The 21,575-nt window shown below is 64.9% G+C and carries 19 protein-coding genes and 1 pseudogene; 13 read left to right on the top strand and 7 right to left on the bottom strand.

What is annotated here, in order from left to right; genetic code table 11:
• A partial coding sequence (locus AC1DKD_RS22355) for a hypothetical protein (RefSeq protein ID WP_477143718.1) occupies positions 1-291 on the bottom strand: 291 nt, incomplete at its 3' end.
• Positions 292-926: 635 nt separating this feature from the next.
• Here AC1DKD_RS22355 and AC1DKD_RS22350 point away from each other — a divergent pair.
• Genes AC1DKD_RS22350 through AC1DKD_RS22325 form a run of 6 tightly spaced genes read left to right on the top strand, consistent with a single transcriptional unit; the run spans position 927 to position 7,038 of the window.
• Positions 927-2,816, top strand: a complete 1,890-nt coding sequence (locus AC1DKD_RS22350; RefSeq protein ID WP_477111560.1) for a feruloyl-CoA synthase — start codon at positions 927-929, stop codon at positions 2,814-2,816.
• 40 nt (positions 2,817-2,856) lie between these two features.
• Complete coding sequence (locus AC1DKD_RS22345) at positions 2,857-3,996, top strand: acyl-CoA dehydrogenase family protein (protein ID WP_477143717.1); 1,140 nt, start codon at positions 2,857-2,859, stop codon at positions 3,994-3,996.
• A 47-nt stretch (positions 3,997-4,043) separates the two neighbouring features.
• Positions 4,044-5,231 carry a lipid-transfer protein gene (locus tag AC1DKD_RS22340; protein WP_045242677.1) on the top strand — a complete coding sequence of 396 codons (1,188 nt, stop codon included), beginning with the start codon at positions 4,044-4,046 and terminating at the stop codon, positions 5,229-5,231.
• Between the two features lie 40 nt (positions 5,232-5,271).
• Positions 5,272-5,712 (top strand): MaoC family dehydratase N-terminal domain-containing protein, encoded by a 441-nt coding sequence (locus tag AC1DKD_RS22335; RefSeq protein WP_441633502.1) that lies wholly within the window; start codon positions 5,272-5,274, stop codon positions 5,710-5,712.
• Positions 5,713-5,726: 14 nt separating this feature from the next.
• On the top strand, positions 5,727-6,161 hold the full coding sequence (locus tag AC1DKD_RS22330; RefSeq protein ID WP_477111561.1) for a MaoC family dehydratase: 435 nt from the start codon (positions 5,727-5,729) through the stop codon (positions 6,159-6,161).
• A 52-nt stretch (positions 6,162-6,213) separates the two neighbouring features.
• On the top strand, positions 6,214-7,038 hold the full coding sequence (locus tag AC1DKD_RS22325) for an SDR family NAD(P)-dependent oxidoreductase (RefSeq protein ID WP_441633506.1): 825 nt from the start codon (positions 6,214-6,216) through the stop codon (positions 7,036-7,038).
• Between the two features lie 162 nt (positions 7,039-7,200).
• Here AC1DKD_RS22325 and AC1DKD_RS22320 read toward each other — a convergent pair whose 3' ends face one another.
• Positions 7,201-8,826, bottom strand: coding sequence for an adenylate/guanylate cyclase domain-containing protein (locus tag AC1DKD_RS22320; protein WP_477111562.1), 1,626 nt, complete (start codon positions 8,824-8,826; stop codon positions 7,201-7,203).
• Between the two features lie 275 nt (positions 8,827-9,101).
• Positions 9,102-9,320, bottom strand: coding sequence for a hypothetical protein (locus AC1DKD_RS22315; protein ID WP_045242673.1), 219 nt, complete (start codon positions 9,318-9,320; stop codon positions 9,102-9,104).
• A 374-nt stretch (positions 9,321-9,694) separates the two neighbouring features.
• Here AC1DKD_RS22315 and AC1DKD_RS22310 point away from each other — a divergent pair, with 374 nt between their 5' ends.
• From AC1DKD_RS22310 to bfr, 6 genes are all read left to right on the top strand, one after another.
• Entirely contained in the window at positions 9,695-10,039 is a 345-nt protein-coding gene (locus AC1DKD_RS22310; RefSeq protein WP_441633510.1) for a DUF4148 domain-containing protein, read from the top strand.
• Positions 10,040-10,619: 580 nt separating this feature from the next.
• Positions 10,620-11,159 carry a sigma-70 family RNA polymerase sigma factor gene (locus AC1DKD_RS22305; RefSeq protein WP_441633512.1) on the top strand — a complete coding sequence of 180 codons (540 nt, stop codon included), beginning with the start codon at positions 10,620-10,622 and terminating at the stop codon, positions 11,157-11,159.
• Positions 11,159-11,944, top strand: coding sequence for an anti-sigma factor family protein (locus AC1DKD_RS22300; protein WP_477111563.1), 786 nt, complete (start codon positions 11,159-11,161; stop codon positions 11,942-11,944). The genes AC1DKD_RS22305 and AC1DKD_RS22300 overlap by 1 nt, the downstream gene beginning before the upstream one ends.
• Before the next feature lie 141 nt (positions 11,945-12,085).
• Complete coding sequence (locus tag AC1DKD_RS22295) at positions 12,086-13,030, top strand: metallophosphoesterase family protein (protein ID WP_477111564.1); 945 nt, start codon at positions 12,086-12,088, stop codon at positions 13,028-13,030.
• Positions 13,031-13,066: 36 nt separating this feature from the next.
• A complete protein-coding gene (locus AC1DKD_RS22290) occupies positions 13,067-13,414 on the top strand; it encodes a cupredoxin domain-containing protein (protein ID WP_441633518.1) in 348 nt (115 codons plus the stop codon).
• A 358-nt stretch (positions 13,415-13,772) separates the two neighbouring features.
• Positions 13,773-14,249, top strand: a complete 477-nt coding sequence (bfr, locus tag AC1DKD_RS22285; protein WP_276288369.1) for a bacterioferritin — start codon at positions 13,773-13,775, stop codon at positions 14,247-14,249.
• 25 nt (positions 14,250-14,274) lie between these two features.
• Here bfr and AC1DKD_RS22280 read toward each other — a convergent pair whose 3' ends face one another.
• The 4 genes from AC1DKD_RS22280 to AC1DKD_RS22265 form a co-directional block, all read right to left on the bottom strand.
• Positions 14,275-16,704, bottom strand: coding sequence for a TonB-dependent siderophore receptor (locus tag AC1DKD_RS22280; protein WP_477111565.1), 2,430 nt, complete (start codon positions 16,702-16,704; stop codon positions 14,275-14,277).
• Positions 16,691-18,919, bottom strand: a complete 2,229-nt coding sequence (locus tag AC1DKD_RS22275) for a TonB-dependent receptor (protein WP_441633520.1) — start codon at positions 18,917-18,919, stop codon at positions 16,691-16,693. Before AC1DKD_RS22275 ends, AC1DKD_RS22280 begins: the two co-directional genes overlap by 14 nt.
• A gap of 115 nt (positions 18,920-19,034) precedes the next feature.
• Positions 19,035-20,069 (bottom strand): FecR domain-containing protein, encoded by a 1,035-nt coding sequence (locus AC1DKD_RS22270; RefSeq protein ID WP_477143716.1) that lies wholly within the window; start codon positions 20,067-20,069, stop codon positions 19,035-19,037.
• The gene (locus AC1DKD_RS22265; RefSeq protein WP_441633524.1) at positions 20,062-20,571 is read right to left on the bottom strand and encodes a sigma-70 family RNA polymerase sigma factor; all 510 of its coding nucleotides are present in this window, start codon (positions 20,569-20,571) and stop codon (positions 20,062-20,064) included. Before AC1DKD_RS22265 ends, AC1DKD_RS22270 begins: the two co-directional genes overlap by 8 nt.
• A 391-nt stretch (positions 20,572-20,962) precedes the next feature.
• Between AC1DKD_RS22265 and AC1DKD_RS22260 the strand changes: the two are divergent.
• Positions 20,963-21,212, top strand: a pseudogene (locus AC1DKD_RS22260) (IS6 family transposase); the annotation flags it as partial.
• Positions 21,213-21,575: the final 363 nt, after the last annotated feature.

The raw sequence follows: 21,575 nt of genomic DNA, 5'->3' as shown, positions 1-21,575 counted from the left end.
GTGTGTTGGCTGGCGTGTCCAACCGGCTCGAAGGGCATCGCAATGGCGTGCCCCATGGGTTTCGTGGTGGCGCCCCTGACCTCGTGTGCAGTGCCCCTTCCCACATCTGCCGTTCGCGGTGCCGAGCGCCACGATCCCGCCCGCATCGGTGGTTTCGTGGTTTTGTCTCTGGCGGCAAGCGTCCAGCCATTTGATGCCCTGCCGTACCAGCGCGAGCGGCACCTTGCTATCAACGCCCTTGGTTTCGTGGTGGGCATGGCGGACCGGTCCGCGAGGGTCACGCTCGAACATCACCGCGCCTGCTCTCCGAGACAAAACCACGAAACCAGCCACACCCGAAACGGCGCAGACCCTCGCACCGCGAACGGCAGATGTGGGAAGGGGCACTGCACACGAGGTCAGGGGCACCACCACGAAACCCATGGGCATGCCATTGCGAGGCCCTGCAAGCCGGTAACGGCAGATACCAGCAGAACCGCTGCCCATACGACGAAACCAGCACCCTGCGCACCCGCGATTGCTCTGCCCCCGGCAGGGTCGGCCTTCTTCTCGTTAGTCTTCTTTGCCGAAGCAAAGAAGAGATGGTATGAACGCGCCCCGTCCCCGCAGTGGAGCGCGAGGTGGCGAGACGGTAGTGTGGGTCGGGCAGAAAAGAGTCTGATGAGTGACCGGCGTCCCCCGCAGGGGGATGTCGTACGCACTTGGGTGCAAAAACCAACGCCGCCCCCCAAAAACCCCACCCCCCGGCAAACACAACGGTTCCCCCCACACGCGGCCCCAAAAAAGCAAAGCCACCTAACGCGGGTGGTTATATCCCACCCCCTCTTAGCGTTACCGTAACGCCATACCAAAACCCACCCCCCGGGACCCCAAAAAAACAACCTGCTGACGCGCCCCACCCGCATCCAGCCCAGGAGACAGCCCCAATGAACACCCCAACGGCCGCGCACCCGCCAGCCGCCACCGATCACCCCTACCGCCCGGTCTGCTTCCCCAAGCGCCGCACCCTAATCGAGCGCCGCCCCGACGGCACGCTTCTGCTGCGCTGCGCCACGCCGCCGACCAAGATCCCCCAGCAAGGCATGGCCGACTTCCTGCCCTACTGGGCAGAGCGCCGCGGCACCAACGCCGCATTCCGCGAGCGCGACGCGCAGGGCGCATGGCGCACAATCACCTGGACCGAACTGTGGCACCAGGTACAGGCCGTGGGCGCCGCGCTGCTGGAACTCGGCCTCGGACAAGACCGTCCGCTGATGCTGCTTTCCGGCAACTCCATCGAGCAGGCCGTCGTGCTGCTTGCCGCCGAGTACGTGGGCGTGCCCGCCGCCGCGGTGTCGCCCGCCTACTCCACCATCAGCCGCGATTTCGCCCGTCTGAAGGGCGTAGCTGAACTGGTGCCGCCCGCGGCACTGTTCGTGCAATCGGCCGCGCCCTTCGAGCGTGCCATCGCGGCCCTGGAAGGCTACAAGGCGGCGGTTATCGCCGTGGAAGGCGCGGCAGCCGGCCAGCACGCCTGGAGCAGCCTGGCAGCCACCGAGCTGACGCCGGCGCGGCTGGCCGCGCTGGCCAGCGCGCACGCCGCCATCCGTCCCACGGACACGGTGCGCGTGCTGTTTACTTCGGGTTCCACCGGTGTCCCCAAGGGCGTGGCCACCGCCTACAGCAATCTCAACGCGGTGACTGCCTATCACGCGGAGAACCTCGCCGCCCTGATCGAGCGGCAGCCGGTGTTCCTCGACTGGCTGCCCTGGCACCATGGCCTGGGCGGCGTGACCAACTTCGCGCGCGCCATCGTGCTGGGCGCCACGCATTACATTGACGATGGCCGCCCCCTGCCCGGCCTGTTCCAGCGCACCGTGCGCAACCTGCGCGAAGTCTCGCCCACCATGTTCAACAGCGTGCCGTCGGCGTGGAGCGCGCTGGTCACTGAACTCGAACGCGACCCGGTGCTGGCGCGCAGCCTGCTCGCCAATGCGGTCAGCTTCGGCTATGGCGGCGCCAGCCTGCCGGGCGACGTGTTGCAGCGCATCCAGCGCGTGGCCGAACAGACGGTGGGCGAACACATTGTCTTCTGCTCCGGCCTGGGCTCCACGGAAACCACCGCCATGGGCGTGTACTGCGGCTGGGCCACCGACGGCGTCGGCAATGTCGGCGTGCCGATGCCCGGTGCCGAGATCAAGCTGGTGCCGCTGGACGGTGGCGACGGGCGTTTCGAGATCCGCATGCGCGGCCCCTTCGTTTTCTCCGGCTACGTCAAGCGCCCCGACCTCACCGCCGCGGCCTTCGACGATGAGGGCTATTTCTGCCTGGGCGACGCCGTGCGCCTGGCCGATCCCGCCGATCCGGCCCGCGGCCTGGTGTTCGCCGGGCGCGTGGTCGAGGACTTCAAGCTGGCCAACGGCACCTGGGTCCGCACCGGCGCCGTGCGCCTGGCGCTGATCGATCGATGCGCGCCGCTGATTACCGATGCCGTCATCTGCGGCCACGATCACGACTACCTCGCCGCGCTGGCCTGGCCCAACCTCGCCGCCTGCCGTGCGCTGGCCCCGGAGCTGGCCGAACTGGACGCCGCAGCGCTGGTGCGGCACCCGCTGGTGGTGAATGCGCTATGCGAACGCCTGCGCGCCCAGGGCAAGGACGGCGCCAGCCTGAGCGTGCGGCGCGTGCTGCTGATGGCCGAGCCGCCTTCGATCGACGCCAACGAGATGGCCGAAAAGGGCTACGTCAACCAGGCAACCACCCGCGCGCGCCGCGCGCACCTGGTCGATCAGCTATTCCACCCCGAACCCGCGGCACACGTCGCCTGCGTACGCTAAGAGCGGACCAACGCCCTCACCCTTTCTATCGGAGCTTCACATGCAAGTCACCCGGACCGTCTTCCGCGACGACCACGAAATGTTCCGCACCACCGTGCGCCGCTTCCTCGAACGCGAATGCGTTCCCCGCCAGGCCGCCTGGGACAAGGCTGGCGTGGTCGACCGTGAAACCTGGCTCAAGGCCGGCCGCGAGGGCCTGCTGTGCATCACGCTGCCGACCGAGTACGGCGGCGGCGGCGGCGACTTCGGCCACTGCGCGATCTTCAACGAGGAAGTCGCGCGCGCCGGCGTCAGCGGCCCCGGCTTTGGCGTGCACTCCGACATCATTGCCCCGTATATCAACCGCATCGGCAGCGAGGAACAGAAGCAACGCTGGCTGCCCAGGGTCTGCTCCGGCGAGGCCATCCTTGCCATCGGCATGACCGAACCGGGCACCGGCAGCGACCTCAAGGCCGTGCGTACCACCGCCGTGCGCGAGGGCGACGAATACGTGATCAACGGCAGCAAGACCTTCATCAGCAACGGCCTGAATGCCGACCTGATCATCATGGTGTGCAAGACCGATCCCAGCGCCGGCTCCAAGGGAGTCAGCCTGATCATGGTGGAAGCCGACCGCGAAGGCTTCCGCCGCGGCCGCAAGCTCGACAAGGTGGGCCAGCACGCGCAGGACACCGCCGAACTCTTCTTCGACAACGTGCGCGTGCYGGTGGGCAACCGCCTGGGCGAGGAAGGCAAGGGCTTCGCCTACCTGATGGGCGAACTGCCGCAGGAGCGCCTGAGCATCGCCGTGAGCGCCGCCGCCAAGCTGGAAGTCTGCCTGGAACACACCATCAACTATGTGAAGGAACGCAAGGCCTTCAACCAGACCGTGTGGGACTTCCAGAACACCAAGTTCAAGCTGGCTGACATCAAGGCGCAAGCCGTGGCCGTGCGCCTGATGGTGGATCATTACCTCGCCGAGCACGTGCGCCGCCGCCTGACGCTGGAAGAAGCCGCCATCGCCAAGCTCTATGCCACGGAAGCCCTGGGCAAGGCACTGGACGAAATGGTCCAGCTGCACGGCGGCTACGGCTACATGCTGGAGTACCCGGTGGCGCGCGCCTTTGCCGACTCCCGCGTCACGCGGATCTACGGCGGCACCAGCGAGGTCATGCGCGACCTGATCTCGCGAAAGATGTAATTCATATCGCCATCGTAAACACCACCGCAATCCGAAGGAAGAATGACATGACTCGTAAAGTATTCGTCGCCGGCGTCGGCATGATCCCGTTCAAGAAGCCGGGCACCAGCGAAACCTATGACATGATGGGCGCGCACGCGGTGCGCCAGGCGCTGGAGGATGCGGGCATCGATTACGCCGACGTGCAGCAGGCTTACGCCGGCTACGTCTATGGCGATTCCACCTGCGGCCAGAAGGCGCTTTACCATGCGGGCATGACCGGCATCCCGGTCATCAATGTCAACAACAACTGCGCCACCGGCTCGTCGGCACTGTTCCTGGCACGCCAGGCGGTGCAGAGCGGCGCGGTGGACTGCGCGCTGGCGGTGGGCTTCGAGTTCATGCAGCCGGGCGCGCTCAGCTCCAAGTGGAGCGACCGCGCACCGGCGCTGGAGCGCGCGCTGAACCTGGTCAACGAACTGGTCGACCGTACCGACCTGCCCAGCGCCATCCGCCAGTTCGCCGGCGCGGGCCGTGCGCACATGACCAAGTACGGCACCAGGCTGGAGACCTTCGCCAAGATCCGCGCCAAGGCCAGCCAGCATGCCGCGCGCAACCCGCTCGCTGTGTTCCGCAACATCGTCACGCCGGAAGACGTGCTGGCCTCGCCGATGCTATGGGATGGCGTGCTGACGCGCCTGATGGCCTGCCCCCCGACCTGCGGCGGCGCCGCCGCCATCGTGGTCTCGGAAGAATTCGCCCGCAAGCGCGGCCTGCGCACCGACGTGCTGATCGCCGGCCAGGCACTGACCACCGACACCCCCAGCACCTACGACAGCAAGGACATGATCCGCGTGGTCGGTTTCGACATGACGCGCTCGGCATCGCAAAGCGTCTATGAGCAGGCCGGCATCGGCCCCGAGGACGTGGATGTGATCGAGCTGCACGACTGCTTCGCGCAGAACGAACTGCTGACCTACGAAGGCCTGGGCCTGTGCGAAGAAGGCGGCGCGGAGAAGCTGGTCAACGACGGCGACAACACCTACGGCGGCCGCTGGGTCGTCAACCCGTCCGGCGGCCTGCTGTCCAAGGGCCACCCGCTCGGCGCCACGGGCCTGGCCCAGTGCTACGAGCTGACGCACCAGATCCGCGGCACGGCGGAGCAGCGCCAGGTCGAGGGCGCAAAGGTGGCGCTGGCGCACAACCTGGGGCTGGGCGGCGCGTGCGTTGTCACGGTCTACAAGAAGCACGCCTGATTGCGCTGATTACCGAACGCTACCCGACGGAGTCTTTCCCATGATTGACAAGAAATTCATCGGCAAGGTGATCGCGGATTTCCGCACCACCGCCGCCGCCAGCCAGTTGCGCTTCTTCGCCAAGGCCACCGGCGAGACCAGGGCGATCTATCTCGACGAAGCCGCCGCGCGCGACGCCGGCCACCCCGGCCTGCCGCTGCCGCCCACCTTCCTCTTTTCGCTGGAACTGGTGCAGCCGCCCAGCGCCTGGCGCGACGAACTCGGCATCAAGGTCGAGCGCATCCTGCACGGCGAACAGTCCTTCACCTACCACCGCATGGCCTATGCGGGCGACACGCTGCACCTGCAAACGCGCATCACCGACATCTACGAGAAGAAAGGCGGCGCGCTGGACTTCGTGGTACGCGAGACACGCGTGACCAACCAGGACGGCGAACATGTGGCCGACCTGCGCAGCGTACTCGTGCAGCGCAACGGCTGAACCGGAGACCCCCAATGAGCAATCCGTGCAATCCGAGCAATTTGAGCTTTGAGCAGATCCAGGTCGGCGACACCCTGCCCCCGCTGACGCTGGAGCCTATCAACCGCACCACGCTGGCGCTGTTTGCCGGCGCCTCGAACGATCACAACGCGATCCATATCGATACCGACTTCGCGCGCAAGGCCGGCATGCCCGACGTGTTCGCGCACGGGATGCTGTCGATGGCCTATCTGGGCCGCCTGCTCACGCTGTGGGTTGACCAGCGGCAGTTGCGCCAATTCGGCGTGCGCTTTGTCGGCATCACGCATCTCGGCCACCGCATCACCTGCAGCGGCTGCGTGGTGGAAAAGCTGGAAGTGAACGGCGAGAAGCGCATCAAGCTGGAAATCCAGACCGCCAACCAATATGGCGAAACCAAGATCCTGGGCGACGCGGTCGTCGCCCTGTAACCCCAAGCAAGTTCAGCAAATTCAGTAAATTCACAAATTCAGGAGATAAGACATGGGAACACTTGACGGCAAGGTGGCACTGGTCACCGGTTCCGGCCGTGGTATCGGCAACGCGATTGCCAGGCGCCTGGCCAGCGAAGGCGCGCGCCTGGTGATCAACGACCTGGACGCCGAACCGGCGCACCAGACCGTGGAAGAACTGAAGGCGATGGGCGTCGAGGCCGTGGCCTGCGTGGGCAACGTGTCCGCGCCGGACTTCGCCGATCGCTTCATCAACACGGCGATGAGCCACTTCAAGAGCATCGACATCCTCGTCAACAACGCCGGCTTCACCTGGGACGACGTGGTGCAGAAAATGAGCGACGAGCAGTGGTACGCCATCCTGGACTGCCACATGACCGCGCCCTTCCGCATCATCCGCGCCGCCTATCCGCACATCAAGGCACTGCACGCCGCCGACAAGGAAGCCGGCCGCGAGGTGTACCGCAAGATCGTCAACATCTCGTCGACCTCGGCCCTGAACGGCAATGCCGGCCAGCTGAACTACTCCGGCGCCAAGTCCGGCGTGATCGGCATGACCCGCGCGCTCGCCCGCGAATGGGGCCGTTTCAATGTCAATGTGAACGCCGTGGCATTCGGCCTGATCCACACCCGCATGACGTCGGCCGACGCCAAGGCCGGCGCGACTGTGAATATCGAGGGCCGCGACATCCGCGTCGGCCTGAATCCGGAACTGCTGAAGGCGCACGCCCAGCGCAACCCGCTCGGCCGTGGGGGCACCCCGGAGGAAGCCGCTGGCGGCGTGTACCTGTTCTGCTCGCCGGACTCGAACTACATCACCGGCCAGACCATCGCCGTGGCAGGTAACGTGCAGTAAGTGGGAAGCCGGCCGGTCATCGGGCGTGATGCGATGACCGGCCTTGCATCGCCCTCGGGCCGGCGCCAGCCACGCTACGGGTTCATCCGGCTTTAGTGTGGGTCGATTCGTCGCTGAGCTAGTTCCAGCACCGCCGCAGCGGGCGTGGCGTGGAAGGCATTGTCAGGCCCGGGGCATCTCCGCCGCCTTGGACAGCACGCGGACGGGCACCGGCTCATCGCGGCCTCGCAGGCGTGCGGCAAGCTGCGGCAAGCCTGCGGCCGAAACGCCGGCGTGCTGGAAGACCTGTTCCGAGACGATCGCCTCGCAAGCGATCTCTTTTGTCAACTGTTCAAGTCTCGAGGCCACGTTTAACGGGTCGCCAATCGCCGTGAACGTGACATGCTCGCGGAAACCAATCTCGCCCATGACGGCCCGGCCGCAATGCAATCCAATGCCAAAGCGGATTGGCGTCTGCAACTCCTGCTTGAGAGCGGCGTTGAGTTCGTCAATATTGGCTGCGACCAGCGGCACCGCGCTGAGCGCCTGACGACAGGCCACGGCCGGCTCGCTGTGCAAGCCAAAGATCGCGAGCACCGCGTCTCCCAGGAACTGGTTTGGCAGACCGCCCGCCTGGACCACCGCGGCGCAGACCGCACTCAGGAAGCGGCTGACCATGAAGATGCTGTCGAACGGCAGTTGTGCCGCCGCAAGCTTTGTGGAATCCCGCATATCCACGAACATGAACGCCGCGAATCGCTCTTGCGGCATGACGTCCCGCTGGCGCCGCTGCAGGAAGGCCGTGGAGGCGGCCGGAGGCACCAGTGGCCACACGGAGAGCGCATGGGTCGGCCGCAACTGGCAGGCGAGGCGCACTGTCTGCGAATCCGCTCCCAGCCGCTCCAGAACACGCCGCTCCGCCTCGGCCGGCGCGGGCAGCGGCACAGCGCTGAGCACGCGCACCCGGCACAACGTACATCGGGCGCGGCCACCGCAGGTGCTGGCATGGGGAACGCCGGCCATGCGGCTCGCCTCCAGCACCGAGAATCCAAGCGGCGCGAATACCTTTCGCCCGTCCGGATACATGATGCAGAGCCGCCCGACCTTGCGCTCCCGCACCATGCGCACCAGCCGCGCTGAGAGCACCAGCAGCAGCGCACCCCCATCGAAGAGCAAGAAATCGTTGCGCAGCTCGGCGAGCCAGAGATTTTGCAAATCCGTTCCGATGATCGCCGGGCGGGTCGCCGCGGCGCGCCAGACGGGATCCTGCGCGAGCGCGATCACTTCCCGTCCGCCTTGCAAGAAGCCTAGCAGCGCAAGCACCGGAAGCAGCACGGCAACGCTCAGCAGCACGCTTCGCCACGCACCAAACCATGGTTTCAAGCGCAACCAGAACCAGAGGCCGTAACACCCATGCAGCCAGGCAACCACCAGGAGCATCAGCTGCACACGGCCGAAGAACGGTGAAGCGATCCAGAACGAGTACAGCAACTGCGCATAACCCTTGTTCAGGTCAAACGCGGCAAAGGCGATCCGCGTATTCGCGACATGGTTGGCCAGCAGCGGCGGTATGCACAAGCCGAGGACGAGCTGCGCCACCTCGCCCGGCGTCCAATGCAACGAGCGCCGTTCGTACAGCGCCCACAAACCCAGGAAGAAATGCGTCACCAGCGCGCTGTACAGCACTGCCGTTCCAAGCCATCCCTGCCAGATGAACTTCTGCACAAGCAGGCCACGCTCCAGCCAGGCGAGCGAGATATTCCCCAGCGAGTGATTCAGGAGATGCGTACCCACGTAGGTAAACAGCACCAGTCCGGTGGTCAGGCGGACCGACCGCACACCCGCCGGCCGCAACCTTTGAAGATAGGGAAAGTGTGACATGCTCTACCTCCACGCATCCCGATGCGGCGGCGCTTGCCACCAAGCGCTGACACTGCCGAGCGCACGCTAGGTTAGCATCACTTCCAATGGGTAGTGCAGGCGCCTGAGGGCCTTGGCAATTTCCGGGCTCTGGCGCGACAAGGGCGGGCCGCAGCCCCGCCCTTTCTCTTTTCATTCATGCCGCCTGCGGTTCTGGCAGCGTCTTAGCCGTGCGCGCCGTCGGTGAACGGATCGCGCCGATCCGTGATTCTTGCGCCGTCGGAATAGACGTCGTACCTGCCTGCTTTCGCGCCATCCGTGTAGGGATCGCGCGGCCCGGCGATATGGGTGTTGCTGTCAGAGGTTGCGGGGATGCTGGGTGACTGGGCCAGCGCTGCGAACGAAGCCAATGCCGCGACAGCGGCCGAAATCAGGATTTTCATGACGATCTCCAATTACAGTAGGGATAGCTTCCAAAGCGCATCGCCGTGAAGGCTACGCCCGGGCACGCAACTCGCTTCCGGTTTCCGGGATATTGATCCATCCCGAGAACTCGTTCGCCGTGCATTTGTAGAACCGCGCAGCCACCCGTTTTATTCCCGCTCCAGTTGTTGACGCGGCTGCCGGCCAAGGGAAATTCCCGTGCCCCGGTTCGTGCTCCTGTGTCCTCTTATCGCTGATGCCACGGATGCGTTTTTTCCGCGAAAGAAATTGGGGAATAAGGAGACTGGCTCCGCGGTTAACCCATGCAGAGCGTCATGCTGCGCAGTCGAATCGACTGCGGCATCCCTCGCTCGAACAACCAAGGAGTATTGACATGAAATCGAATTCGCTGAATCGGCTTTTTTTCCTGCCCATGCGCGGTTCGCTCATCGTGAGCGCTGCGTTGATGGCAACCTCAGCTTGTGTATACGCGCAAACGTCGCCCGAACCCGGCACGCATCAAGTCACTCGTGCGGAAGTGCGGCATGAACTCGAGGAATTGGAGTCGGTCGGTTACAACCCTTCCCAAGGCGGGGATAGTAACTACCCCGCCGACATTCAAGCGGCGGAACAAAGACTGGAAGCCAAACATCAAGCGCAGAGGAGTGCGCTGATGAGTGGAAACCAGGCAGCACAGACCGGTGAAAACCAGACCGCGCAGACGAGGCCCACCCCTTGATTGCGGGCGCAGGTCGCACACGGCTTCTCGAAAGAGGATACGGCTGGCAGGGAAATTGAACGACTTTTTGTTTCGTACCAATCCTGATCGGATGGGATCATGAATCGAGACCAGTTCAAGTTTTGGAATGCCGTTGGCATCATTACGCCCGGGGCGAGCAATGCAACCTGCAAGCCTTGCGTGCCGCTGGCGATCAGCAGGATCACGATACGTTCATCGTTCGGTTCGAAGCCATAGAGAGAGGCGGCGAGCCGGGTCGCTATCGCATGGCGGATAGGTTGCACTTTCCTTCCCTTTGATACACAACAATGAGTAGACGCCGTTCCGTCGCCGGATATTCCCGCTTCTGCACGCAGTCATCCGCTTGCGACGCGCGCGCGGATCGTCGGTGGTGCGGAACTGGCTGCCCGGGAAGAAGACGGACATAGGAGGCGTACCGATCACACGACCGGCACTTCCTATGCCGAATCAACACGGGATCCGATTCAGGCGGCGGTTCCGGGAATAAAAATGGCATGCCGGCGGTCCTGTTGTTAACTCACTGCCGGTCACGGATTGCGGTTACAGCAGAAACTTCACAATGGCCGATCCAGACACCGCGCAGCGCTTCGAGACGCTTGTATTGCCTCATATGAACTCGGCTTTCAATGTCGCGCGATGGCTGACGCATAACGACCAGGATGCCCAGGACGTGGTGCAGGAGGCGTACCTGCGCGCGTTCCGGTTTTTTGGCGGATTCCGCGGCGAGGATGCCCGTGCATGGCTATTGAGCATTGTGCGCAACACCTTCTACACCTGGCATCAGCAGAACCGGGGGCATGCAGCGGAAACCATGATGTTCGAGGAAGACATGCACAGCCTTGAGATGAGTGCCGCTGACCATGACGTCAGTCCCGAAGCGATGCTCATACGCAGCCAGAGCCAGAAGCGGGTGCATAAGGCGTTRCAGGGCTTACGGCTGGAATACCGGGAAGTTGTCGTGTTGCGGGAACTGGAAGACTTGTCGTACAAGGAAATCGCCACCATCGTGGGCATCCCGATAGGCACGGTGATGTCTCGCCTGGGCCGAGGCCGCCAGCAACTCGCGGCGCTGCTCGCCCCGACGGATCAGGAGGCGTGATGGATCACAAACAGGCATTTGAATTACTGCCGGGCTATCTCGACCAGGAGTTGAGCCTGTCCGAAGCGCTCGAATTCGAGCGCCATCTTGCTGACTGCGAACAGTGCCAGCAGGTCTATGCACAACACCGCCAGGTGAGTGCGCAGCTGCGGCAGGCGGATTTGCGTGTAGAGGCGCCGCGGGAACTGGTGAAACGCATCAAGGCTGCGCTGCCGGCGCGCCGCACGCTCTGGCAGCGGCTGGGTGAGCGATTCGGCCGGTGGAGCGGCGGCGGGTCGCTGGCCTGGGCGCCGGCTGGCGCGATGCTGATGAGTGTGGTCGCGTTGACCTGGAGCGTGGGGCTGTACCTCTCGGTGCCATCGAGCGAGACGCGCCTGACCCAGGAACTCGTGGATAACCATATTCGCTCGTTGCAGGTCAATCACCTCTCCGATGTGATTTCAACCGACCGGCATACGGTCAAGCCGTGGTTTGACGGCAAGCTGGACTTTGCGCCACCTGTGGTCGATCTTGTGCAGCAGGGGTATCCGCTGGTCGGCGGGCGGCTGGATTACCTGAACGGGCGGGCGGTCGCCGTGATGGTCTATCACTACAAGCTGCACCCGATCAATCTCTATGTGTGGCCGGGCAACGACGCGGGCGCCACGCCTCGCATCTATGCGCAGCAGGGCTATCACCTCGCCCACTGGAGTGCCGCGGGCATGAATTACTGGGCGATCACCGATGCCGGCGAAGCGGAACTGAACGACTTCATCACGGACCTGCGCGCGCATCCGGCTTCCTAGCCTGCGCGGCGCGGTGCTCACGGTGGAACAAAACGGCGGAATAAAACGGATGGCCCGGCGGTCTTCCTCATGAACCCAATCGGGGGGGGGCCGTCGGATGGTCCGGCGGTCTGCCTCTCGAACCTGTCTCGTGAGGGCAATATGTCGTCAGATCATCCATCCAATCCGTCGCGCCGCGGCGCGTTGAAGTGTCTCGCTTTCGGTGGCGCGGGCACCGTCTTTGTCCTGGCCGGCGGCGTTCTCGCGCCGGTGGAACTGGCCCTTTCCGCCTCGGGGAAGGGTCAGCCGGCTGCCGCGGGCATCCCTCTTTTCCTGCAGATCAGCGACACGCATATCGGCTTCAACAAGGAAGCCAATCCCGACGTCGCTGGTACGCTCAGGCAGACGATTGACTTCGTCAATGCCATGCCGGTCAAGCCTGCGCTGACGATTCACACGGGCGACATTACGCATCTTTCCAAGGCCGAGGAATTCGACCACGCGGCCCAATTGATGTCGGGGCTGAATATCACCGAATTGCATACCGTGCCCGGCGAGCATGATGTCACCGATGGGCCCGGAACAGAGTACTTCAAGCGTTTCGGCCATGCCTCCGGCAACAGGGGCTACTACAGCTTCGACCACAGTGGCGTCCACTTTATCGGCCTGGTCAACGTGATGCATTTCAAGCCGAACGGTTTGGGGGGACTGGGCGACGACCAGCTCGCCTGGCTGCAAGCCGACCTGAAGGGCCGTTCGTCCAGCACGCCGATCGTCGTCTTCGCGCACATGCCGATGTGGACGATCTATCAACCGTGGGGGTGGGGCACCGGCGATGCCGGCGAGGCGATGGGCTATCTGAAGCGTTTCGGTTCGGTCACTGTCCTGAACGGCCATATCCACCAGATCGTCTCAAAGGTGGAAGGCAATATCACCTTCCACACGGCGCGCTCGACAGCCTACCCGCAACCGACGGCCGGCAATGGCCCCGGACCCATGCCGCTGACAGTCCCGGGCGATCAGCTTCCCAGGATGCTCGGCGTGACCAGCATCAAGATCATGCGCCACCCGTTCCAGGCGACGCTTGCCGACACGACGCTCGCCTGACTTGCCAGGCACTGTTCACCCACCAGGACCCAAATCATGCTAACGACTCTACTTCGACGCGCCCTCGTCGTCCCCCTCGGGGCCGGGATGCTCATGGCGGCATCGGTTCCCGGCTTCTCCGTCGCGCAAGCGCAGGAGACCCATGTCATCGTTGTGAAGAATTTCATGTTCTCGCCGATGTCGCTCACGATCAAAGCCGGCTCGACCGTGACCTGGAAAAATCTCGATGGCGAACCGCACACGATTGTCGACGACGCCGGCCTGTTCCGCTCCGGGGCGCTCGATCAAAACGACACCTTCAAGTTCAGGTTCGACAAACCGGGGGTCTACAAGATCTTCTGCGGCATACACCCGAATATGAAGGAGACAATCACCGTCCAGTAGCTCGGGCATGCACGGCCAGACCGCACGAGCCGCTACTGGCCATGCAGCGCGCCTGCCTTGCCCCGCAAGCCGGTCACTGGCAGCAATCCGACTACGGCCCCGAACAAGCCGCTGGCAAGGCATCTATCCTTATCAAAAGACAAACCCTGCCCTCGCGGCCTCTCGCCAGCCGGGCCCGAAAATGCAGCACACGCCACCCGAAGCTCCCCCCCCTCATCCGCCAAATGAAAATCAAAACAATTAGCAATTACAATGCAGACAAAAATACATAATTCACTCCTTGCCTTTTCAAACAATAAAATTATTATTTTTTATCCAATGACTGGTTTTATAAATAATGTAATTGGGAATCAATACCATGAAAACCGACAAGAAGGTTCTTCAGCTTCTCAATGGCCAGCTCAAGCATGAATTGACAGCGATTAACCAGTATTTCCTGCACGCCCGCATGTACGGGCACTGGGGCTTGAGCGCACTGGGCAAGCACGAGTACGCCGAGTCGATCGAAGAGATGAAGCATGCCGACAAGCTCATCGAACGCATCCTGATGCTCGACGGGCTGCCGAACCTGCAGGATCTCGACAAACTGCTGCTGGGAGAGAACACCGAGGAAATGCTGGGTTGCGACCTGAAACTGGAACTTGTTTCCCAAGCCAGCTGCAAGGAAGCCATCAAGTACTTCGAATCCGTGGGCGATTACGTGTCGCGCGAGATAGTCGTCGGGATTCTGGATGACACCGAAGAGCACATTGACTGGCTCCAGACGCAAATCGAGCTGGTGGCAAAGGTCGGCCTGCAAAACTATCTGCAATCCGCGATGGGGTCCCCCGCCTGATTCCGGGAACCGGCGGCGCCGTGCCTCAGAAACGCATCGTCGCCGACAACAGCAGCGTTCGCGGCTCGCCAATCGCCACGCCGCCGAATGCATCGACCGCGGCCCAGTAGCGCTGGTCGAAGACGTTGCGGACATTAAGCCGCAAGGTGGTCTGCCGGCGAGCCAGCGTGGTCTGGTAGCGCGCGCCGAGATCCACGCGGGTCCACTGCGGAATGCGCTGCGTATTGGCCTGGTCCACATACTGGCGCCCGGTGTAGACCAGGCTGCCGCTCAGCGTCAGGCCCGGCGCGAACGCGGCATCCCATTCGGCGCCAAGATTGGCTTGCAGCCGGGGCGCGCCGGCGGCGGTCTTGCCCTCCGTATCGGCGCTGCCGGTCCGGGTGAGCCTGGCGTCGAGCACGGCGGCGCTGACGAGCAGCCGCACCCCTGCCGCCGCCTCGCCGTACAGGCCGAATTCCAGCCCACGGTTGCGCTGCTCGCCGCTGGCGGTGAACAGCGTGCCGGACATCTGGCCACCCGGTTTGGTGATCTGGAACGCGCTGACAGTCGCGATCATGCCTCCCCGCTCCAGCTTGACGCCGGCTTCATACTGGGTCGACTTGTAGGGCGCGAATACCTCGCCCGCATTGCTGGCGCTGGAGGGCGCCGTGTCGCCCTTGCTCAGTCCTTCGATGCGGTTGGCGTACAGGGAGACGTGCTGCCAGGGCTTCACCACCAGGCCGAGCATCGGTGTCACTGCCCCCTCGTCATAGCGCGACGTGACGGCGCCGGCCGTGCCGAAATTCTCCGACCTGACCAGCTGGTAACGCACGCCCAGCGTCGCCTGCAACCGCTTGTCCAGCAGCGACAGCGTATCGGCCACGGCCACGCCGTTCAGCCGCGTCTCGGACACCTTCGGTACGCTGGCGGGCTCCAGGATGTACTGCGCGGGCAGGGATAGCGGATGGTAAAGGTTGGTCAGCGCGCTCGTGGACGCATGATTGAAGCCTCGCTCAAGCTGGTCCCGATAGCCGCTGACGACCAGGCTCAGGCGATGGCTGACCGGCCCGGTATCGAAGCGGGCCCGCAGGCCGGTATCCGCCGTGGCCCGGGCAACGTTGAACTTGTAGTTCGTGTCCGACACGGCAACATCGCCGGCCTCGTTGACAATGGTGGGCGTGATGGCAAAGAGCCTGGCAACCCGGGTGCGGCCACCGCCACCGTCCACGAACCAGGCCAGCTTGTCGCTGATGTCGTACTCCGCCCGCAACAGCAGCGACTGGTCGCGGATGCTGGAGTGCTCCCAGGGCTGCGTGATATTGCGCCGGCCATCCGGTGCGCCGGGTACGGCGATGCCGGGGACAATGTGCAGGAGCCGCGACGGCGCGTTGATCCTCTCCCGCTGGCCGATGAAATCCAGTGTCGCGCGCAAGCGCTCGCCCTGGTAATCCAGCGCCAGCGCGCCGGCCCCGGCATTGCGCGACTGGTTGTCCAGGCTGGTATCACCCGCCCGATAGCTCCCGTTAAGGCGGATGCCGAACTGGCGCCCGGCGCCAAGCCGCCGGCTCAGGTCAACGTTGCCGCCAAGCTGCGACGCCGCGGCGTAGTCGGCCGTGACCTGCGTCAGGTCCTCCGCGGTGGCCCGCTTGGGGACGATGTTGATGCCCCCGCCGACGCTCCCGCTCGGCGCCATGCCGATCAGCATGGCGGTCGGGCCCTTGATCAGTTCGACGCGCTCGACATAGCCGGTCGACACCCGGTAGTTGGAGGCGACGCCATACAGGCCGTCGAAGGCGATTTCCCCGAAGTTGCCGTTGCCCACGGGAAAGCCGCGGATCGTGAAGGCATCCAGGATGCCGCCGGGCTGGCTGACAAAGCGCACCGACGCATCGTTGGCCAGCACATCCCCTACCGTGCGCGCCTGCTGGTCTTCGATCGCCCTGGCGGTGTAGCTGGTGACGCTGAACGGCGCGTCCATGATGTCCGTGTTGCCGAGCATCCCCAGCCGGACGCCGCGCGCGAGCTGCCCGTCCGCGAAGGGCTGCGGCAATTCGCCCGCGGCTGGGGACGTACTGGTGATGGTCACGGCGGGCAGCACCGGCACGGCCTCGGTGCGAGCGCCCTCCCGCGCCTTGCGCACGGCGAAGCCGCCGCCCGGCAACGCCACCGCATCCAGCCCGGTGCCCGCCAGCAGCGTCTTCAGCCCCTCGGGCACCGTATGGCTGCCTTGCAATCCCGGGCTCCGGGCTGCGCCGAGCAGCGCGGCATCGTAGGAAAGATCGATGCCGGCGGCACTGGCGAAGCGGTTGAGCACCGCATGGAGCGGGCCGGGCGCGATGGCGAAGGACCGCGCCTGGCCAGCGCCCGGCGCCTGCGCGCGCGCGGTGGACGACGGCATGGCCACCCACAGTGCAAAACAGGCGAGAGCGCCGGCAAGCGCGCGGTATCGGACGCGCAACGGCTTAGAAGTCCACACTCATGGACGCCATGAAGGTACGCGGCGCGCCCAGCGAAATCGTGCCGTACGACGCCACCCCCGACCAGTACTTGCGGTTGAAGGCATTGAACAAACCCGCGCGGAAGGTGGTGGATTTGCCGTACAGCGATGTCTTGTAGCGCGCGCCCAGGTCGACCGTGGTCCACGACGGCACCTGCTGCGTGTTCGCCTGGTTGACGTATTCGCTGCCGGTGTAGTTGACCGCCCCCGTCAGGGTCAGGCCGGGCACCCACGGCAGGTCCCATTCCGTGCCCAGGTTAGCCATCACGGCAGGCACGCCCACCGGACGGTTGCCGCGCGTGGCCGCGCTGTTGGTCCTGGTCAGTTCCCCGTCGAGCAGGGTCACGCCGCCGAGCAGGCGCACGCCCTTGTAGGCCTGGCCCGACAGCGTCAGCTCCAGCCCCTGGTTGCGTTGCTCGCTATCGATGGCGTAGACCGTGCCGAACAGCTGGCCGCTCGGCTTGGTCATGCGGAACGCCGCCAGCGTCGCCATCACCTTGCCCGAGTCGTACTTGACGCCGACCTCCTGCTGCTTGGTCTTGTACGGCGCGAAGACCTGCCCCGCGTTCGACGCCGTGGCCGGTGCGATGTCGCCCTTGCTCAGCCCYTCSACGTAGTTCGCATACAGCGACACGTTTTGCCAGGGCTTGTAGACGATGCCGGCCAGCGGCGTGACGGCGCTCTCGTCGTATGCGGACGTCTTTGCGCCGGTGGCGGCGTAGTTGTTCGACCTGACCTGCTGGTAGCGCAAGCCAAGGGTCAACTGCACGCGGTCGTCGAGCACGCTCAGGGTGTCGGCCAGCGACAGGCCCGACAGCGTGGAGTCGGAGACCTTGGGCACCCGCTGCGGCGAGGCGATGTCCTGCGCCGGGCGGTCGATCGGCGCGTAGATGTTCGACGTGACGGGCATGCCGGAGACATTGGCATTGGCGATACGGTCCATATACAGGTTCGCCTGCAGCGCCAGTGCGTGCCTGACGGGGCCGGTCTCGAACCTGCTCCTGACGCCGGTATCGAAGCTCGACCGGTTGACCTGGAACTTCCAGTTCTGCACGGCCGACGAGGTGGCGCCAGCCGGATTCAGAATGGTCGGCGTCTGGTCGGACAGGCGCGCCACATCGGAGCGGGTACCGCCGGCATCGGCGAATACGGTCACATTGTCGGTGACATCGTATTCCGCGTGCAGCAGCGTCGAGACATCGTTGGACTTCCACCAGCCCCAGGGCTGGCTGACATTGCGCCGGCCGTCCGGCGCGGATGGCACCTGCAAGCCGGCCGCGACCAGGAAGGGACGCGTCGGCGCATCGACCCACTGGTATTGCTCGATCACGTCGAGCGACGCGCGCAGGCGATCGCCGTGATAGTCCAGGGACAACGCCGCCACTTCGGCGCGCGACTTCTGGTTGTCGAGCGCGGTCGGTCCCTGGCGGTGCAGGCCGTTGAAACGGATGCCCCACTCCCGCTCGCTGCCGAAGCGGCGGCTCAGGTCGACCGCGCCGCCCACCTGCGCATCGGAGGCGTAGTCGAGGGTAAAGCGCGTCAGGTCCTGCGCCAGCGCCCGCTTGGGCACGACGTTGACCACGCCGCCCACGCCGCTGTTGGGCGACATGCCGTACAGCAAGGCGGCTGGCCCCTTCAGCACCTCGACCCGCTCCAGGTACTCGGTGAACAGGTGGTAGTTCGGCGAAACGCCATAGACGCCGTCGAACGCGATCTCGGACAGGTTGCCCTCGTTGATCGGAAAGCCGCGGATAAAGAAGGAGTCGGTCACGCCGCCGACCTGGCCGGTAAAGCGGACGGAAGGATCGCTGTTCAGTACCTCGGCCAGCGTGACGGCCTGCTGGTCCTCGATCCGCTGGGCGGTGTAGTTGGTGACGGCGAACGGCGTGTCCATCACGCCTTTGTTGCCCAGCAGCCCGAGGCGGCCGCCGCGCGCCACCTGGCCGCCCGCATAGGCCGGCGGCAGCTCGCCCGGCGCTTCGGTGGCGGCGGTGACGGTCACCGCCGGCAGCGTGGCCGTGGTGTCCTGGGCCGCAGCCTGCGATTGCGCCCTCACTGCGAGCGGCGCCATGCTCGCGCCCAACGCAAGGCAGACGAAGGCGTGGTGCAGCGCGACCGCGAACGGCTTGAGCCGGGGTGGGCGCGCTGTGGCAATGACGGTGGCAGTGGCAGTGGCATGGCGTGTTGCAGACATCTGATTCTCTTCTCCGGCAGCGTGGTGTTTGAAGTTCCTACGCAGTAGGCCGGTCGAGAATCAAAATCCCCTCAAATTTTCCTGAATTCTTTTTCTTGCATGGCTGGCATGGCGCTTAGCTGCCTGCGGCGGRCCCCACCGTGACCCAGAAGCGCGTGCGGTAGACGACGGCAACCGGCTGCGACTGCGCCAGGAAACGCAGCGTCTGATCGGTGTCGCGCAGGTGATAGGCCCCGGAGATGCGCAGGTCCGCCACGCGCGGATCGCAGACGATGCGGCCCATGCGATAACGCGCAAGCTCGGCCAGCACGTCGGCCAGGCGCATGTCCTTGCCGGCGATGACGCCACTGGCCCAGCCGTCCGCCTCGAAGGTCTGCGCCGGTGCCGGCGCACTGCCGCCACTGGCCAGCCACCAGCTCGTACCCGCCTGGGCCACGTCCCCGGTTCCCCCCGTCGACGGATACAAGGCGACGGCGCCCTCCTGCACGCTGACCCGGGCGCGCCCGTCCCCGATGCGGACCACGAAGCGGGTGCCCAGCGCGCGCAGGCTGCCGAACGGCGTTTGCACCCAGAACGGCCGCGCCGCCCCGCTGGCGGCGGCAAAGCGATCGTCATGTCCCGTGGTGACCAGGATCTCGCCGCGCCGCAATGTGATCAGGCGGCGCTCGCCGCCCAGCCCGGTACTGATGGCGGTATCGGTGTTGAGCACGATGGTGCTGCCATCGTCCAGCCGCACGGTGCGCTGTTCGCCGGTCGCGGTGCTCGCATCGGCAAGCAGGCGCTGCCATGGCGCCAGTTCGCGCACGCCCTGCACGGCCACCACCGAGATACCGGCCAGCGCCAGCACCTTCAGCGCCTGCCGGCGCCTCAGCCCGCTGGCGCCGCGCCGCGCGCCGGCGTTTTGCAGCGTATCCAGGGCAAGCGCCGGCGGCATGCCGGAGAAATCGTCCCGCAGCGCCTGCACCCGTTGCCAGGCAAGCGCGTGCAGCGGGTCCGCGGCGAGCCACTGCGCAAACGCCTCGCGCGTGCTGGCGGTGGGCTCGCCGAAGTCGAGCTGGATCGTCCAGGTGATGGCCTGGTCGACGATGCGAGCGGGAATCGGGGGGTCGGGCGCGGGCGATTTCCCCGCCGGGCTGGCGGGATCAGTCACCGAAGCGTAAGGCGTAGCAATGCCGCAGCGCCGCCGCGACATGGCGTTCGGCGGTCGCCAGCGACACCCCGAGGCGCTCCGCGATCTGCCGGCACGTCAGCCCTTCCAGCTGGGCCCACAGGAATGCCGCGCGCACCTGCGGCTTGAGCGCATCCAGGACGCGGTCGATGGCGATCAGGGTTTCCAGGAAGACCATCCGGCTCTCGGGCGACGGCGCGTGGGCCGGCGGCAACTGCGCCAGCGTCTCCAGCCAGGCCAGCTCCAGCTCCCGGCGCCGCCAGTGCTCGATGACCAGCCCGCGCGCGATCGTGCTCAGGTAGGTGCGCGGCTCCCGGATATCGGCGGGCTGCCGGTGGAGCAGGCGGAGAAATACGTCCTGCGCCAGGTCGGCCGCATCGCAGGCGTTGCCCAGCTTGCGGCGCAGCCATCCCTGGAGCCAGCGGTTGTGCTCGCTGTAGAGGGTGTTGACGTGCTGCTGGAGAGCGGATTCGGCGGCAGCCATGCTGCATTCCTGATGATGACGGGTCTGGCGCGGCCAAACATCGATTGGCTTAAATGAGAATTGTTCGCATTATAGTACAAGCGGGTCCGCTGGTACAACTTTCCGGGAAGGAGGAAGAACGACGGCGCAAGGCCGGCCAGCATGCCGGGCGCCGCGCCGAAGCGCACGGCGGCGGCGCTGTCACGTTGAGGTGTTGATGACGCAATAGCGGAGAGGCCGCGCATCCGGCTCCCACGTTCACGCGTGCTTTCGAGATCATTCCGACCGCACGCATCGCCGCCTGGCCCGCCATTGGCGGGGTATCGCCAAACAGGTCCTTTTAAGGGGGGGCAATATCCAAAAAAGGAGGGGGCACAGCCACGTTACCGAGGCGGTCCAGTAGGATGGTGCGATGAAGAAAGCCAAATCGCTCTGTCACGGTCGCCCCTTCCCCGCGGCGGTTATCCGTTGCGCAGTGCGTTGGCATTTCCGCTTTCCGTCGAGCCTGCGCGATATCGAAGCGATGCTGCTAGAGCGCGGCGTGGTTGTCAGCTACGAAACCATCGCGTCGCGTCAAGGCCGCAGCCAAGCGGCCTTTCAAGCGCGTGCCTGCCTCTTGTCCCGAAGGGCCGCGCAAAATCGTGCCCGGCCACCTCCACAGCTAACCGGCGGCAAAGACCGAGATCCCGGCGGTGAAGCCTCTGCCGCACGGTGCATGCACCCTACCTATTTGCTGGAATGATGAAAAAGCTGATCCGGATTTTTGCATTTTTTAGCATAGCCATTGTGTTGAATGCAATACCTTCAATAGCGCAAGCCCAACTAGCGTGTCCTTACACGACGCTTATGGCACCGCCGTCGACAATCGCTTTCGATCCAACGGTCCCGGTCGGGACGGTACTGTGGAGTAGAGGTATTCAGACGCAGTTTCGTAGTACCAGCTCAATTAATGGCGCCCGCTGGTGTCCGAAAGGGCTCACTAGATTTGGCATCACAGGATCAAAACCCTATCTGGGCAACAATCT

The sequence above is a fragment of the Cupriavidus sp. 05T313 genome, assembly GCF_056396665.1.
The sequence above is the reverse complement of the archived record's forward strand: the minus strand, read 5'-3'. Positions and strand labels throughout refer to the sequence as shown.

Excerpts from the sequence above, each read along its gene's own strand:
- AC1DKD_RS22330 (WP_477111561.1), top strand. The coding sequence starts at position 5,727 with ATGAGCAATCCGTGCAATCCGAGCAATTTGAGCTTTGAGCAGATCCAG.
- AC1DKD_RS22295 (WP_477111564.1), top strand. The coding sequence starts at position 12,086 with ATGTCGTCAGATCATCCATCCAATCCGTCGCGCCGCGGCGCGTTGAAG.
- AC1DKD_RS22300 (WP_477111563.1), top strand. The coding sequence starts at position 11,159 with ATGGATCACAAACAGGCATTTGAATTACTGCCGGGCTATCTCGACCAG.
- bfr (WP_276288369.1), top strand. The coding sequence starts at position 13,773 with ATGAAAACCGACAAGAAGGTTCTTCAGCTTCTCAATGGCCAGCTCAAG.
- AC1DKD_RS22350 (WP_477111560.1), top strand. The coding sequence starts at position 927 with ATGAACACCCCAACGGCCGCGCACCCGCCAGCCGCCACCGATCACCCC.
- AC1DKD_RS22315 (WP_045242673.1), bottom strand. The coding sequence starts at position 9,320 with ATGAAAATCCTGATTTCGGCCGCTGTCGCGGCATTGGCTTCGTTCGCA.
- AC1DKD_RS22335 (WP_441633502.1), top strand. The coding sequence starts at position 5,272 with ATGATTGACAAGAAATTCATCGGCAAGGTGATCGCGGATTTCCGCACC.
- AC1DKD_RS22325 (WP_441633506.1), top strand. The coding sequence starts at position 6,214 with ATGGGAACACTTGACGGCAAGGTGGCACTGGTCACCGGTTCCGGCCGT.
- AC1DKD_RS22340 (WP_045242677.1), top strand. The coding sequence starts at position 4,044 with ATGACTCGTAAAGTATTCGTCGCCGGCGTCGGCATGATCCCGTTCAAG.
- AC1DKD_RS22290 (WP_441633518.1), top strand. The coding sequence starts at position 13,067 with ATGCTAACGACTCTACTTCGACGCGCCCTCGTCGTCCCCCTCGGGGCC.
- AC1DKD_RS22265 (WP_441633524.1), bottom strand. The coding sequence starts at position 20,571 with ATGGCTGCCGCCGAATCCGCTCTCCAGCAGCACGTCAACACCCTCTAC.
- AC1DKD_RS22310 (WP_441633510.1), top strand. The coding sequence starts at position 9,695 with ATGAAATCGAATTCGCTGAATCGGCTTTTTTTCCTGCCCATGCGCGGT.